The following is a 13,355-nucleotide window of genomic DNA, read 5'->3' as shown; positions in this document are numbered from 1 at the left end:
TTTGTAGCTTAAAAGCTAAAATTATCGAATCGTCTCCAACATATTTACTTTCAGAAGAAGAAAAAACCTTTGTCAAAAATCATCTTAACGATGATATTAATCAGTTACTTTTACAAGCAAAGCGTTTCTCCAATCTCAATATTCCCTATTTAGTTGCGCAAATTCAAGCCAGACAAAAAGCCAAAAATAAGCTTCCCGAATGGACTGAAAACCTTGATGTTTTCTTTCCTAAAATGCTTTCTTTGGAACAATCTTCTTCAGAAATTACCGCAAAATTTAAAGCTAGTTTAGTGCAAGGAGAAAGTATTTTAGACCTTACGGGCGGAATGGGCATAGACCTTTCTTACCTAAGTAAAGGTTTTGAAAAAGCTTTTTATGCCGAACAAAATAGTGAATTATTAAAAATCACGCAGCATAATTATGAAGTATTGGGCATTGGAAATGTACAATTTATAGGAGGTAATTCTGAAGTTTTTTTAAGCGAAATTCAAACAAAATTCTCATGGATATATCTTGACCCACACCGACGAGATGATACAGGAAATAAAGTAGTGAGATTAGAAGATTGTGAGCCTAATGTGCTGAAAGTTAAAGATTTAATTTTTGAAAAAACAGATAAGATTTTGCTGAAAGTATCACCAATGCTGGATATTGATTTAGCAATTTTAGGATTGAAAAATGTATGTGAAGTATATATTGTTGCGGTAGAGAACGAAGTAAAAGAAATCTTATTTAAGCTTGAAAAAGATTACGAAGGAGAAGCCAAGATTCAAGCCATTAATTTTCCGAAGCAAGTACTTGTTGCTGGAAGTGATTTGCCTGAAAAACATGTTTTTACTTTTCAGAAATCAGAAGAGAAAACAGCTGTCATCAGCTTTAGTTCACCAAAACAATTTTTGTATGAACCAAACGCCTCAATTTTAAAATCAGGTGCTTTTAGAATGACGGCTCAGGTATTTGGTTTACAAAAAATTGCACCGCATAGTCATCTTTATACTTCTGAACAATTGGTTGAACATTTTCAGGGAAGAACTTTTCAAATAAAGGCGGTTTGCAAATTAGATAAAAAAGAAATTGCCAAACAAATTTCAGGTAATAAAGCCAATATTACCATCAGAAATTTCCCTTTGACAGTGAAACAAATTAGAGAAAAACTAAAACTGAATGAAGGGGGTGATGATTATCTTTTTGCAACAACCGATGCTCAAAACCAAAAGATTGTAATTGTTTGTAGCAAATAACCCGTAGAACGAGTTTCCAACTCGTAAAAATAAAGTATATTGATACATCTATTTCCGTGTATATGACGATTCCATCTTTATACATGAGCCTTTAATTTAGTGATATGATGATTCCATCTTTATACATGAGTCTTTAATCTAGTGATATGACGATTCAATCTTTATACATGAGACTTCAATTTAGTGATATGACGATTCAATCTTTATACATGAGACTTCAATTTAGTGATATGTCGATTCCATCTTTATACATGAGGCTTTAATTTAGTGATATGATGATTTCATCTTTATATATAAGGCTTCAATCTTGTAATATGATTCTTTCTTTAACTAGTCTTCAAACCAGCTTCATACAAGACCTTATGAGTAAGCGAATTCATCAAAACATACTCGTCTGATAATTCCCAGAATGTTTAGCTTCGTGATCTAAAAGCCATTTTTTTCGCCATAAATCACCACCATAACCAACCAATGAGCCATTCGCCCCAATTACTCTGTGGCATGGTACAACAATCGTAAATTTATTTGAACCATTCGTCGTTCCAACTGCACGAATGGCTTTTTCGTTACCAATTCTTCTCGAAAGTTCTAGGTATGAAATCGTTTTTCCATAAGGAATCGTTTCCAATTTCTCCCAAACAGATTTCTGAAAATCTGTGCCTTCGTGTTTGATAGCAAGCTCAAAATCTTTGCGAGTTCCTTCAAAATACTCCTTCATTTGTTGCTCAAATTCATCAATGATAGGAGGGATGTAAGCCGTTACTTCTTTGCGTGGACTTGGTTTTTTCTGTGTTTCCACAAAAAGAATAGAAGTCAAATAGCTTTCGGTAGCGGATACTTCAATCATACCCAAAGGAGAATCAATGTATTTTGTGAAAATTTCTATAGTCATTTTACGGTCAGATTAGCAAGTTTCGGTTTTTACGGAAGAAAACAATTCAGTATTTTGCGTAAAAAACATGAATCCAATTCTCCTTCCCGTTCCTCCACAATTTTCTTTTCAAGAATGTTTATGGTTTTTAGATAGAAACTATGATGATTGTCTGCACGAAGTTCGGGAAAATTCTGTGTTAAAATTGCTTTCAGTAAATGAAAAGCCAACTTTAATTGAAATTAAACAGCTTGAAGAAAACTTGCAAATTGAAGTAATTCTTGGTGAGATTGACGAAGAAAAAATCTGCCATTTTGTAAGCGAATGGTTTGATTTAGAACGTGATTTAATGCCATTTTATCAATTATTAACACTTGATGAAGATTTAAAATACATGGTTTCAGATTATCATGGATTACGTTTATTGGGAATTCCAGATTTATTTGAAGCTCTTTGCTGGTCGATTATTGGTCAGCAAATTAATCTTAGTTTTGCGTATAAGCTCAAACGTAGATTGACAGAAACCTATGGTGAAAAACAAACTTATCAAAATACTGATTTTTACTTGTTTCCAAAAGCCGAAATTATCGCTTCTTTAGCGGTTGAAGAACTTAAAAATATGCAATTTTCAACCAGAAAAGCAGAGTATTTAATTGAAATCGCTCGTCATTTCTCTAATGGAATTCTTTCAAAAACGATGTTGGAAAGTCTTTCTACCGAAGACGCTGTTAAGAAATTAGTGGCTATTCGTGGAATTGGCGAATGGACAGCCAATTATGCTTTGATGAAATCTTTAAAACGTTTAGAATGTGTTACTTATGGAGATGTTGGTTTGTATAATGCGCTAAATTCCTTGAAAAATTTCCCTAAAAAACCTTTAAGAAAAGACTTAGATACTTTTTTTGAAGCCTTTAAAGATTGGGAAGCTTATACTGTTTTTTATTTATGGCGAAGTTTAGCGGTGAAGAATACAGCAATTCAATAAATCTGAGCATAAAAAACCGTAACTTTGTCAATTCAAAATCTGTCAATCTGACAGAAAAAACAAATGGCAAAACTTTTGAGTGTATTAAGCAAATATAAAAATAAAGCGAAAAGTATATTGAAAATGGAAAATAAGGAAGAATTACAGACAGAAGAACAAGTGTTGACCCAAGAAACTGACAATGTTTCTGAAAATATAGAAGCAGTAATTGAAGAAACAGTAGAAATTTCTGAAACTGAAAAACTTCAAGGAGAAATAGCGGAGTTAAAAGATAAATATTTACGCCTGTATTCTGATTTTGATAATTTCCGTAAACGCACGGCGAAAGAGAAATTGGAAATGATTCAATCAGCTTCAGAAAAAGTAATTGTAGATGTTATTCCTGTGATTGATGATATTGAAAGAGCTACAGCAAACGCACAAGAAGGAGAGATTTCAGAAGGAATTCAATTGATTTTCAATAAATTGATTAATACTTTGGCAACTAAAGGTTTAAAACCAATGGATGCGAAAGGACAAGTATTTAATCCAGATGTTCACGAAGCGATTACTCAATTCCCAGCTCCTACAGAAGATGATAAAGGAAAAGTATTTGATGTAGTTGAAAAAGGATACTATTTGAATGAGAAAGTAATTCGCTTTGCGAAAGTTGTTGTAGCAAACTAATATAAGTATGAATTATGAGTGATGAATTATGAGTAGTCTGCCACTGATGTTTAGTATATTGACATACAGTGTTTTAATCTAGAAAATCATCGCTTATTTTAAAAATAATACTTACTAAAATAAAGTAATTCTTGACAGAAATTGTTGTTCTACTTGATTACTTAATTCATTGTTCAGAAAAAATGGCAAAAAGAGATTATTACGAAGTATTAGAAATTTCTAAGTCAGCTTCGGAAGACGAAATAAAGAAAGCATATCGTAAGATGGCAATTAAATATCACCCAGATAAAAATCCAGGTGATAAAGCTGCCGAAGATAAATTTAAAGAAGCAGCAGAAGCTTACGAAGTATTATCGAATGGACAGAAAAAAGCGCAGTATGATCGTTTCGGTCATGCAGGCATGAGTGGTGCTGCTGGCGGTGGCGGCGGTTTCAACGGCGGTGGCATGAACATGGATGATATTTTCAGCCAGTTCGGTGATATTTTTGGTGATAACAATCCTTTTGGTGGTTTCTTTAATGGAGGAGGACAACAGCAAGGACGTAGAACTAGAAAAGGTTCTGATTTAAGAATTAAACTTAAATTGAACTTAGAAGAAGTTGCCAACGGTGTTGAAAAGAAAATCAAAGTAAAACGTCACGTTACTTGTAAACCTTGTAGCGGAAGCGGTGCGAAAAACGGAACAGAATTACAGTCATGTCAGACTTGTGGTGGTTCTGGTCAGGTGCGTCGTGTTCAGCAAACAATGCTTGGACAAATGGTAACAACTTCTACTTGTCCTACTTGTAATGGAGAAGGCAAGATGATTAAAACTCGTTGTGAAGTTTGTTTTGGAGAGGGTAGAGTGTTAGAAGAAGAAATCATTCCAATCAAAATTCCAGCAGGTGTTGCAGAAGGAATGCAATTATCTATGACGGGCAAAGGAAATGTTCCTCCTCGTGGTGGTGTAGCTGGCGATTTATTAATTGTGATTGAAGAAGAAGCTGATGAAGTATTACATCGTGACGGAACGAATGTAGTATATGATTTATACTTGAATTTCGCTGATGCAGCTTTAGGAACTTCTGTAGAAGTACCAACCATTGGCGGAAAAGCCCGCATTACTATTGAAGCTGGAACACAGGCAGGAAAAATCCTTCGTTTAAAAGGAAAAGGTATCAAAGAATTGAACGGATACGGTGTGGGTGATGAATTAATTCACGTAAATATTTGGACACCTAAAACGCTAAGTCGTGAAGAAACGGAGCAATTAGAAAAATTCAGGACTTCGCCAAACTTCCAACCAAAGCCAAGTAAAAGTGACAAAAATTTCTTCGAGAAAATGAAAGATTTTTTTAATTAGAATTTAGAAGTGAAATACAAAATGTGTATTGGTTTTTGAATAAAGTAATAGTTTAATTGTCAATACATTGTAAATAAAAATCCCAAGAAATTGTCTTATTTGACATTCCTTGGGATTTTCTGTATTTTGTTGAAAAATAAAATTTTGGGTAGTAGAATTTGCCTAATATTTGAGCTGTTTACCTAAAGAAAAGCAGTAATTATATTTAGTTTTTGCCAGCAATTGCCTTATTAATTTCACTTGCTAAAGCTGGACCTTCATAAATAAAGCCTGTATAGATTTGTACTAAACTGGCTCCTGCATTTAATTTTTCGATGGCATCTTCTGGAGAATGAATTCCACCTACTCCAATAATTGGAAATGCTTTATTTGATTTTTCAGATAAATAACGAATTACTTCTGTCGAACGTTTCTCTACAGGTTTTCCGCTTAATCCTCCCATTTCTGATGTCAATGAAGCAGATGAACGTAATCCTTCTCTTGAAATTGTAGTATTTGTCGCAATTACGCCTGCAATATGTGTTTCTTGAACAATTTCAATAATATCATCCAATTGCGAATCAGTTAAATCTGGTGCAATCTTTAATAAAATTGGTTTTGATTTCGGACGTTTCTCGTTTTCTACTTGTAGTGTTTGTAAGAGATTTTTCAATGGCTCTTTTTCTTGTAATGCTCTTAGATTTGGAGTATTAGGCGAGCTTACATTTACTACAAAATAATCTACTACATCAAAGAGTTCATCAAAACAGATTAAGTAATCATCCACTGCATTTTCGTTGGGCGTTACTTTATTTTTACCGATGTTTCCACCAATTAGAATATCAGATTTACGTTGTTTTAATTTCAAAACGGCTTCTTTTACCCCTTCGTTATTAAAACCCATTCTGTTAATCAAGGCTTCATCTTCTTTTAAACGAAACAAACGTGGTTTATCATTTCCTGGCTGTCCTTTTGGAGTAAGCGTTCCGATTTCGATAAAACCAAAACCCATTGTCGATAATTCATCTACTAAAACAGCATTTTTATCAAAACCTGCGGCTAAACCTACTGGATTCTTGAATTTCAATCCGAATACTTCTCTTTCTAATACAGGATTTTCGTAATGATAAATCGCCTTGAAAATGGCAGGAACAAATGGAATTTTAAACAGGAATTTTACTAAACTAAAAGTAATATGATGGGCTTTTTCAGCATCAAATTGAAACAATAGAGGCTGCAGGAGAAATTTGTACATGGATTGAGCTTTTCATGAAAATAATGACAAAATTACTAAAAGCCCCAATAAAAACCTCTCAAGGATTCAATATTTGAGAGGTTTTTTATTTAAGCCACCCACTTAAAAAATTGTTAATAAATCTTAAATATCACACCAATGCTATACGTTTACTTGTTTGGGATGACATAAGCCAGTACTTTCGTCATCAAATAAATAACACTTAAATAATTAAAACAACTCTTACACTATGTTAAACAAAAAAATCCCCTTGCTCGTCATGATGTTTGTCATGATCAGTTTCCTCTCTAAAGCCCAGTATGAAAAAGGCTCAAAATTTTGGCAAGTTGAAGGTACTTTTAGTGGTAATGTTAATTCAAATACCAATTCTACGCCTTTCCCTAACACTACTGAAGTTAGTACAACTTATTCAGCACTAACTTTTAAAAGAGCAGTATTTGGTGAAAATAATATAGCCAAAGGCTGGTTGTTAGGCTACAAATTAGAAGCTAATACTTCTTCTACAAGTTATAGTTTGGATAAAAGTAACAGCTACCTTCATACTATTCAGGCAGGCTATTTTGTTGATAAGTTCAAGCCATTGAGTAAATCATTAGCTATTTATGGCGAATTGCTGGCGAAAGCTGGCTATGGAATTTACAGTGGTACTAGTAATTCTTCTATTAATCAGTATTCTTTAGATGCTAATTTGAATGTTGGTTTTCGTTATTATCTCAAAAAGAATCTGTTTATCAACGGACAAACATCACTGGTTAATTTGAGTTTTTACCAACAAAGAACTGGTAACTACAAGTACACTAACGTTAATTTGAACAGTATTATGAATGTAAGTTCTTTGTCCATTTCAATCGGTAAATCATTCTAAACCTCCAAAAACATGAAATCAAACATAAAATTATTATACATTTTTGCTATTATCTTGTTAGCAAATACTTTTGTAAAGGCACAGTTTAATGAAGGAGAATCATATTTAGACGGTTCATTAATGATGAATCAATCTAAATTTGGAGAGTCTTTAGACGACCATAATTCTTCAATAGGATTCAGCTATGGAAAATTTATTTCAAAGAATACCGCAAAGACTCTTTCCCTCCTAGTAGGTTATAATAATGTATCTTCGGATATAGGACTTTATGGCAATAAAAGCTTTAGTGTTAGTTTAAACAAAGGACGTGAATATTATAAAACTGTTTTTGGGAAATTAGGCATTTATGGAGGGTTTTCAGGAGGTGTTAGATACAATAATCAAGACCTTACTAGTCCTAACAATCAAGACCCAATGAGTTATACACAAAGAACTGCTAACGAGATTGGAATAAGTTTAGATGGTGGTGGTGGTTTAGTATATCGTTTAAATGATAAATGGGCATTTACTGGGAGCTTAGTCAATTTAAATCTTGCTGATGTTAGTTATTCATGGGTAGATGGTAAAAGAATGCTTACTCAATCAGGTGTTCCAAGTAGTTTTTCTGAAAAACAATTTAAGTATGATTTCAATCCAAAAGTTTCATTCTCATTTGGTATCGGAATTAGGTATATTATTAAATAAAGTAAAAAATCCCTTCGGAAAATTTTCGGAGGGATTTTTATTTCTCAGCTTTCAAAGCTTTAATATCTTCAATAAGATTTTCTATGTCTAAAGGAATTGTTCCATTATAAATTCCTCTGATTCTAAGCTTTTTATCGACTAAAATAAAGTTTTCGGTATGCAGGAAATCGTTCTCTTTTTTCTGAACGCCTAAATTTTCATCTGCAAAATAAGACTGTCTGGCTAATTGATAAATTGCTTTTTTGTCTCCAGACAATAAATTCCAATTAGCAGTATTAAGCTTGTGCGTTAAGGCATAACGTTTTAAAACACTTACACTATCACGATTGGGCATTACGCTGTAAGACATAATGCTGACAGTGCTATCATTAGGAAATGCTTTTGACACTTTTTGCATCGCTTCCATCAATCTCGGACAAAGGCTTGGGCAAATTGTAAAAAAGAAATTTGCTACATGAATTTTGCCTAAAACATCTTTTTCAGTAATACTTTTATTATCCTGATTTTTAAATTGAAAAGTTGCGATAGTATGAGAAACTTCCTCCGCTTTCCAAACAGCCGTAAAATCAGGTGTATTATAAAAGGGAATTTTATTACTTTCTTGCTTTGTTTCGCATTGACAAAAGAGTAAACAGGTAAGGACAAAAATGGCTTTATTTTTCATTCAAGAGAGTTTTTTCATTATTGCCCATACAGCCTTTTGCACCTAATAAGCCGAATCTTCTACCATTTTTTACTTCATAATTTGCCTTGATTTTGCCATCATCAAACCACATTTGTTGTACGCCTGCTGGCTGACCATTTTCATCATAATTATTCACCGAAAAAAGTTGTCCATTCGGATACCATTCTTTGTGATTTTTAATGGGAGCATCATTTTCAAATTCATATTCAAAACGTTTTTGACCGTTTTCCCACCAAGCTTCGTGTTTGCCTGTTTTGTGGTTTTGGCTGTAAAATCTTCGTTCTTGATTTTGTCCGTTTTCAAACCATTTTTCAGTTAAACCCTCTAGCTTTCCTTCAGTGAAATTTTGTTTTGACGCTAGCTTTTTATTAGAGTAATACTTTACAAGAGTTCCAGAAAAAGCTTTTTGCTGATAAAGTAAAACATCATTGTTTTGAGAGAAAAGCTTTTCGTCCCAAGTTTTTTCTACTTGGGACGAATTACAAGCTACAATTATCAAAAGCAAAAAGGGGATGAATTTCAACATTAGGAAAGATTATTCTAAAAAAATATAAATCAAAAAAGCTATTTACTCACGGTTCCCGCCGTTCCATAGAAACCAGAACCATTGATGTAAGGGTCGGCATCAGTAATGTGATAATGATAAATGCCCTCTGGAAATTCTGTAGTAGCATGCGAGTGTCCATGCAAATTATCTAAATCGGCATTGGTGACAGCTTTCCCATTTTCTAATGGACCATAAACTGGAAATCCATCTAAAAGTAATCCTAGAAAAGCTGCCTTGCCATTTTTGGTGGTTAGATAAGCGGGTTCTTGATGATAATGATATTGACCAGTTTGTTGCGGGTGTCCCAAATATTGGTCGAATGAATTAATCTCATTTGTCAAAGGTTGGTTTGGTCCTGCATATTGATTGAAAAAAGGAATGCCATTCAAAGAAACACCAATTGGTCCAAGCGGAGTAGCAGCAACACTACTAGATTTAGTAGGATGCAAAGGAATTTTAAAGACCAAAGTTTGCTCCAAAATACTATTCGGATTGATTGAAAACTTGCTGTTACTGCCATTATAAGCTTCGTAACGAGTATCCGTTTTAGCAAAATATGGACTTTTGTGGTCGGGAATGCCGTTACTTCTAATCACTAAATAATCACCTTCAACCGTTGCAGTAACACTTGTTCCAGAGAATTTAGTTTTCAGTACAGAAATATCAATGCTTGAAGTATTAGTACTTGGTGTTAGGGTCGTATCATCGCTTTGCTTACAAGCAAGGAAGATAATCATGAGCAATAATAATGATGAATATTTCATGTTTTCAGGGTTAAATAGTGATACATTATGGTCTTGGCGGTGGAGGGGGACCACCTTGTCTTCCCATTTTTGCTAAGATGTCCGACAGAAGACTATCAAGTAAAGCTTTCTGTTTATCTGTACAAATGTTATTTCTTACTTTTCTAAAATGTTTCAAGGTTGCTAAATCTTGTTGAATTACCAGTTTCGCAATTTGTTCACTCACAATTTTTGTTTTGAGGGAATCTTCAGGGAAAGCAATCATTTGAAACAATTCATTTTTCAGAGGACGCATTTGCTGATGAATTGAACGCATTTCTTGTTGATGTTCTTTGATGAGTACATCGTATTGTGCTATTTGCTTTTCTGTGAATTGTAATTCTCTTTCAACAAATTTGCGTATTTCTTGTCTGTCAGGATGAGGTGGTTTGTTATGAGAAAACCAAATAGTCCCTAACAAAAAAACATTGAGTAGCACCAGTAAACTGATTAACCAAGCAGATTTATTTTTCATGGTTCATATAAATTTTGGGTGGTTGTTATTCCTAAATAAGCGCCAAATTCCTCTTTACTCATGTCTGAATGCTGATTATTCAAATATATTTTACCAAGTGTAACAATATTGAAACCAATAATCAACATACAAATAGCAAGCTTTGCATAAGTCATCCACGAAATTGTTGGGCGACTAAGCTCATTCATACGATGTTTAATTTTGGTATACAAAAAGGGATTAGAAGCAACTGGTTGAATTTTTTCAATACTTTCCAGCGTTTTGGCTATTTCTTCTTCGATATTTTTCATGTTCAAATTATTTTTCGGATTCGTAATAATTTTTCAATTTCGATTGTAAATTTTGTTTGGCTCTGAATAGCAAAGATTCAATAGCCGAAATACTCAATTCCATCACTTCAGCAATTTCTTGATAGCTCAATCCATCAATTTTATGCAATGAAAACGCTACTCTTTGCCGTTCAGGCAATTCATCCATTTTGCTAAAAAGTAAGTGTGTTCGCTCTTTGTTTTCAAGTAAAATGCCTGGATGTTCATCAACTACACTACTAGAATTGAGTTGTTCTTCTAAACCAAAAATGGATAAGACAAAGCTGAATCGCTTTTTTCGCTTCTTTTTTCTTAAATAATCCAATGATTTATTGACGGCAATTCTGTACAAAAAAGTAGATACTTTGGCGTCGCCTCTGAACGAAACAATTGATTCATAAACCTCAATAAAAACCTCTTGTGTTAAATCTTCAGCTTCCTCGACATTCCGCAGAAAGCCCAGACAAGTATTAAATACTTTGTCTTGGTACTTTTCCACCAAAAATCGAAAAGCCGCTTCATCAGCATTTTTTAACTTTTCTAAGAGTTCTTTTTCAAGCATTGACAACAATTGAGGTTCATTTACGCTTTAGATGTTATTAATTTAAAAAACTTGCGGAGCATTTTGATTTTTTTTCAATAGAAGCTAAAAAATATTAAAATCTGTATCGAAAAATTGTTTTCTGCTACAATTGCTTATGTGCTAATACTCATAACGAAATCAAGAGTTTCTAGTATTTATTGAATGTTTTGCAGTATTTTGCATCATTATTTTCATCAAATGGAGCCTAAAAACGATTACATAGCACTGTGGAAATCCTTCCAAGAAGGTGATAGTAAAGCACTTGGGCATCTTGCAAACAATCATTACAAGGTACTTTTTAACTATGCCACCAAGTTTACGAAAGACAGAGAACTGATTAAAGATTGTATCCAAGATTTATTTTTGTTCTTGTGGGACCATCGTGAAAAACTACAATCTTCTCCTTTTGTGACGATTTATTTGTTAAAATCGCTCAGAAATAATCTTTTCAAAAAACTCAATCAAGAAAAAAGAAACGCTTCGGATGATTTAGACATTGATTTGCCTTTTACCGAAGGTATCAGTCCCGAATCGGAATTGATTGAATTAGAAATGTTTTATGAAAATGAATCTAAACTGAAATCACTACTTACTTCATTGCCCAAACGCCAACAAGAAGTAATTTTCTTGAAATTCTATGAAGGCTTGAGCATTGAAGAAATTGCCGAAATTATGGATATGAACCGCCAATCGGTTTCTAATTTGTTGCATCGAGCTATTTTGAATCTTAAAAGCAATTGGTTTCTTGCTGGACAATTGTTTTATGTACTTTATCTGAAAGCCTAATTTCTTCAGCTTTTGTCTCTTCATTTTTCTTTTTCAAAAAAAATAAAAAATATTTCATTTCAACTGAGTATGGAGTATTAGGTATCGGCTATTTCAAGTATAGAGCAAAATAATACAAATTATTCTATGTTAGATTACAGCCAATATACAGCTAATGAATTCGCTTTGGATGCGAGTTTCAGAAAATGGGTTTTGAAAAACACGCCAACAGAAAGTACTTTCTGGGAAAATTGGCTTGCTCAACATCCTGAAAAGTATGAAACTATTCAACAAGCGAAAGCAATTATTGTTGCACTTAGAAATGTTCAGGAGGAAATCGGAGAAGAAGAAATCGCAGCAGCAATTGCTAAAATTGTAGATATAGCCGAACAACGTAGCATTAAAAAAGTGAATTTCTGGCAACATTCTACTTTCCGCAAATTAAGCTTAGCGGCTTCCGTATTGTTGGTGACTTTACTTTCTTATGTTGTTTTTGAAAAATTATCCGAAAAAGAAACACCCACTTACAGTAATTCAGTAGCCAAAGTCGCACAAAAAACTAAATTTATCGAAATAAAAAACACTTCATCAACAAGCAAATTAATTACTTTATCCGACGGAAGTTCTGTGGTTTTGCAAGCCGATAGTAAACTAAGTTATCCTGAAAAATTCACGGGTGATACTCGTGAAGTAGTACTTTCTGGAGAAGCTTTTTTCGAGATTGCTAAAAATCCTAATAAGCCATTTTTTGTTTATGCTAACGAAGTCGTAGCCAAAGTATTAGGAACAAGTTTTACCATCAAAGCTTTTGAAGACGACAAACAAGTACAAGTATTTGTAAAAACGGGTAAAGTTTCGGTTTTCTCTCAGAAAAATGTAGCGCTCAAAGAACAGCAAGTAAGCAAAGTTTTAACGGGTTTATTGGTTTTACCAAATCAGCAAGCAACGTTTATTCGTCCGAAATGGCAGTTTAAGCGAGCTGAATTGACTGCTCCGCAAATCGTCTCACTACCAGCAATTCAAAGTCAGAGTTTTGTTTTTAAGAACAAATCAGTACTTGAAGTGTTTGATATTTTAGAAAATGCCTACGGAATTGAGATTGAGTACGACAAAACATTAATGGCTTCATGTGAATTAACAGCAGAATTGGGCGATGAGCCACTCGCTGAAAAAATCAATCTTATTTGTGAAGTATTGGAAGCCAAATATGAAATGAAAGATGGGAAAATTGTAATTGAGGGAAAAGGATGTAAGTAATCGTCAAATTTAATTGAATCTATTTAAACAATTTCAAAACATAAACAATCATCAAACAGTCATT

The 13,355-nt window shown here is 33.5% G+C and carries 16 protein-coding genes; 8 read left to right on the top strand and 8 right to left on the bottom strand.

Annotated features, from left to right (window positions below):
- Window positions 1-242 precede the first annotated feature (242 nt).
- On the top strand, window positions 243-1,241 hold the full coding sequence (locus ABID42_RS09200) for a class I SAM-dependent methyltransferase (RefSeq protein ID WP_367283409.1): 999 nt from the start codon (window positions 243-245) through the stop codon (window positions 1,239-1,241).
- Between the two features lie 379 nt (window positions 1,242-1,620).
- Here ABID42_RS09200 and ABID42_RS09195 read toward each other — a convergent pair whose 3' ends face one another.
- Window positions 1,621-2,133 (bottom strand): methylated-DNA--[protein]-cysteine S-methyltransferase, encoded by a 513-nt coding sequence (locus ABID42_RS09195; RefSeq protein WP_323259935.1) that lies wholly within the window; start codon window positions 2,131-2,133, stop codon window positions 1,621-1,623.
- 67 nt (window positions 2,134-2,200) lie between these two features.
- Between ABID42_RS09195 and ABID42_RS09190 the strand changes: the two genes are divergently transcribed.
- The 3 genes from ABID42_RS09190 (at window position 2,201) to dnaJ (ending at window position 5,106) form a co-directional block, all read left to right on the top strand.
- Window positions 2,201-3,097, top strand: a complete 897-nt coding sequence (locus ABID42_RS09190; RefSeq protein WP_367283408.1) for a DNA-3-methyladenine glycosylase family protein — start codon at window positions 2,201-2,203, stop codon at window positions 3,095-3,097.
- Window positions 3,098-3,220: 123 nt separating this feature from the next.
- Window positions 3,221-3,763 carry a nucleotide exchange factor GrpE gene (locus ABID42_RS09185; RefSeq protein ID WP_323259939.1) on the top strand — a complete coding sequence of 181 codons (543 nt, stop codon included), beginning with the start codon at window positions 3,221-3,223 and terminating at the stop codon, window positions 3,761-3,763.
- A 182-nt stretch (window positions 3,764-3,945) separates the two neighbouring features.
- Window positions 3,946-5,106 (top strand): molecular chaperone DnaJ, encoded by a 1,161-nt coding sequence (gene dnaJ / locus ABID42_RS09180; RefSeq protein WP_367283407.1) that lies wholly within the window; start codon window positions 3,946-3,948, stop codon window positions 5,104-5,106.
- 205 nt (window positions 5,107-5,311) lie between these two features.
- Here dnaJ and ABID42_RS09175 read toward each other — a convergent pair whose 3' ends face one another.
- Entirely contained in the window at window positions 5,312-6,340 is a 1,029-nt protein-coding gene (locus tag ABID42_RS09175; RefSeq protein WP_367283406.1) for a quinone-dependent dihydroorotate dehydrogenase, read from the bottom strand.
- Between the two features lie 259 nt (window positions 6,341-6,599).
- Here ABID42_RS09175 and ABID42_RS09170 point away from each other — a divergent pair, with 259 nt between their 5' ends.
- Together ABID42_RS09170 and ABID42_RS09165 are read left to right on the top strand one after the other, a co-directional pair.
- A complete protein-coding gene (locus ABID42_RS09170; RefSeq protein WP_367283405.1) occupies window positions 6,600-7,205 on the top strand; it encodes a hypothetical protein in 606 nt (201 codons plus the stop codon).
- Window positions 7,206-7,217: 12 nt separating this feature from the next.
- Window positions 7,218-7,889: a hypothetical protein gene (locus tag ABID42_RS09165; protein ID WP_367283404.1), complete on the top strand. Its 672-nt coding sequence runs from the start codon at window positions 7,218-7,220 to the stop codon at window positions 7,887-7,889.
- Window positions 7,890-7,926: 37 nt separating this feature from the next.
- On the opposite strand, the gene ABID42_RS09160 is transcribed toward ABID42_RS09165, so the two are convergent.
- Genes ABID42_RS09160 through ABID42_RS09135 form a run of 6 tightly spaced genes read right to left on the bottom strand, consistent with a single transcriptional unit; the run spans window position 7,927 to window position 11,248 of the window.
- Window positions 7,927-8,553: an SCO family protein gene (locus ABID42_RS09160; RefSeq protein WP_367283403.1), complete on the bottom strand. Its 627-nt coding sequence runs from the start codon at window positions 8,551-8,553 to the stop codon at window positions 7,927-7,929.
- Complete coding sequence (locus ABID42_RS09155; RefSeq protein WP_367283402.1) at window positions 8,543-9,100, bottom strand: toxin-antitoxin system YwqK family antitoxin; 558 nt, start codon at window positions 9,098-9,100, stop codon at window positions 8,543-8,545. Before ABID42_RS09155 ends, ABID42_RS09160 begins: the two co-directional genes overlap by 11 nt.
- 38 nt (window positions 9,101-9,138) lie before the next feature.
- Window positions 9,139-9,885, bottom strand: coding sequence for a YHYH protein (locus ABID42_RS09150; RefSeq protein WP_367283401.1), 747 nt, complete (start codon window positions 9,883-9,885; stop codon window positions 9,139-9,141).
- A 25-nt stretch (window positions 9,886-9,910) separates the two neighbouring features.
- Window positions 9,911-10,378, bottom strand: a complete 468-nt coding sequence (locus tag ABID42_RS09145) for a Spy/CpxP family protein refolding chaperone (RefSeq protein WP_367283400.1) — start codon at window positions 10,376-10,378, stop codon at window positions 9,911-9,913.
- Window positions 10,375-10,668 (bottom strand): hypothetical protein, encoded by a 294-nt coding sequence (locus tag ABID42_RS09140; protein WP_367283399.1) that lies wholly within the window; start codon window positions 10,666-10,668, stop codon window positions 10,375-10,377. Before ABID42_RS09140 ends, ABID42_RS09145 begins: the two co-directional genes overlap by 4 nt.
- Before the next feature lie 7 nt (window positions 10,669-10,675).
- Window positions 10,676-11,248 carry an RNA polymerase sigma factor gene (locus tag ABID42_RS09135; protein WP_367283398.1) on the bottom strand — a complete coding sequence of 191 codons (573 nt, stop codon included), beginning with the start codon at window positions 11,246-11,248 and terminating at the stop codon, window positions 10,676-10,678.
- A gap of 219 nt (window positions 11,249-11,467) precedes the next feature.
- Between ABID42_RS09135 and ABID42_RS09130 the strand changes: the two genes are divergently transcribed.
- Window positions 11,468-12,055 (top strand): RNA polymerase sigma factor, encoded by a 588-nt coding sequence (locus ABID42_RS09130; protein ID WP_323259960.1) that lies wholly within the window; start codon window positions 11,468-11,470, stop codon window positions 12,053-12,055.
- Window positions 12,056-12,181: 126 nt separating this feature from the next.
- A complete protein-coding gene (locus ABID42_RS09125; protein ID WP_367283397.1) occupies window positions 12,182-13,291 on the top strand; it encodes a FecR family protein in 1,110 nt (369 codons plus the stop codon).
- The last annotated feature ends 64 nt before the right edge of the window (window positions 13,292-13,355 follow it).

Source organism: Arcicella rosea (assembly GCF_040543805.1).
Classification (GTDB): Bacteria; Bacteroidota; Bacteroidia; order Cytophagales; family Spirosomataceae; genus Arcicella; species Arcicella rosea.
The sequence above is the reverse complement of the archived record's forward strand: the minus strand, read 5'-3'. Positions and strand labels throughout refer to the sequence as shown.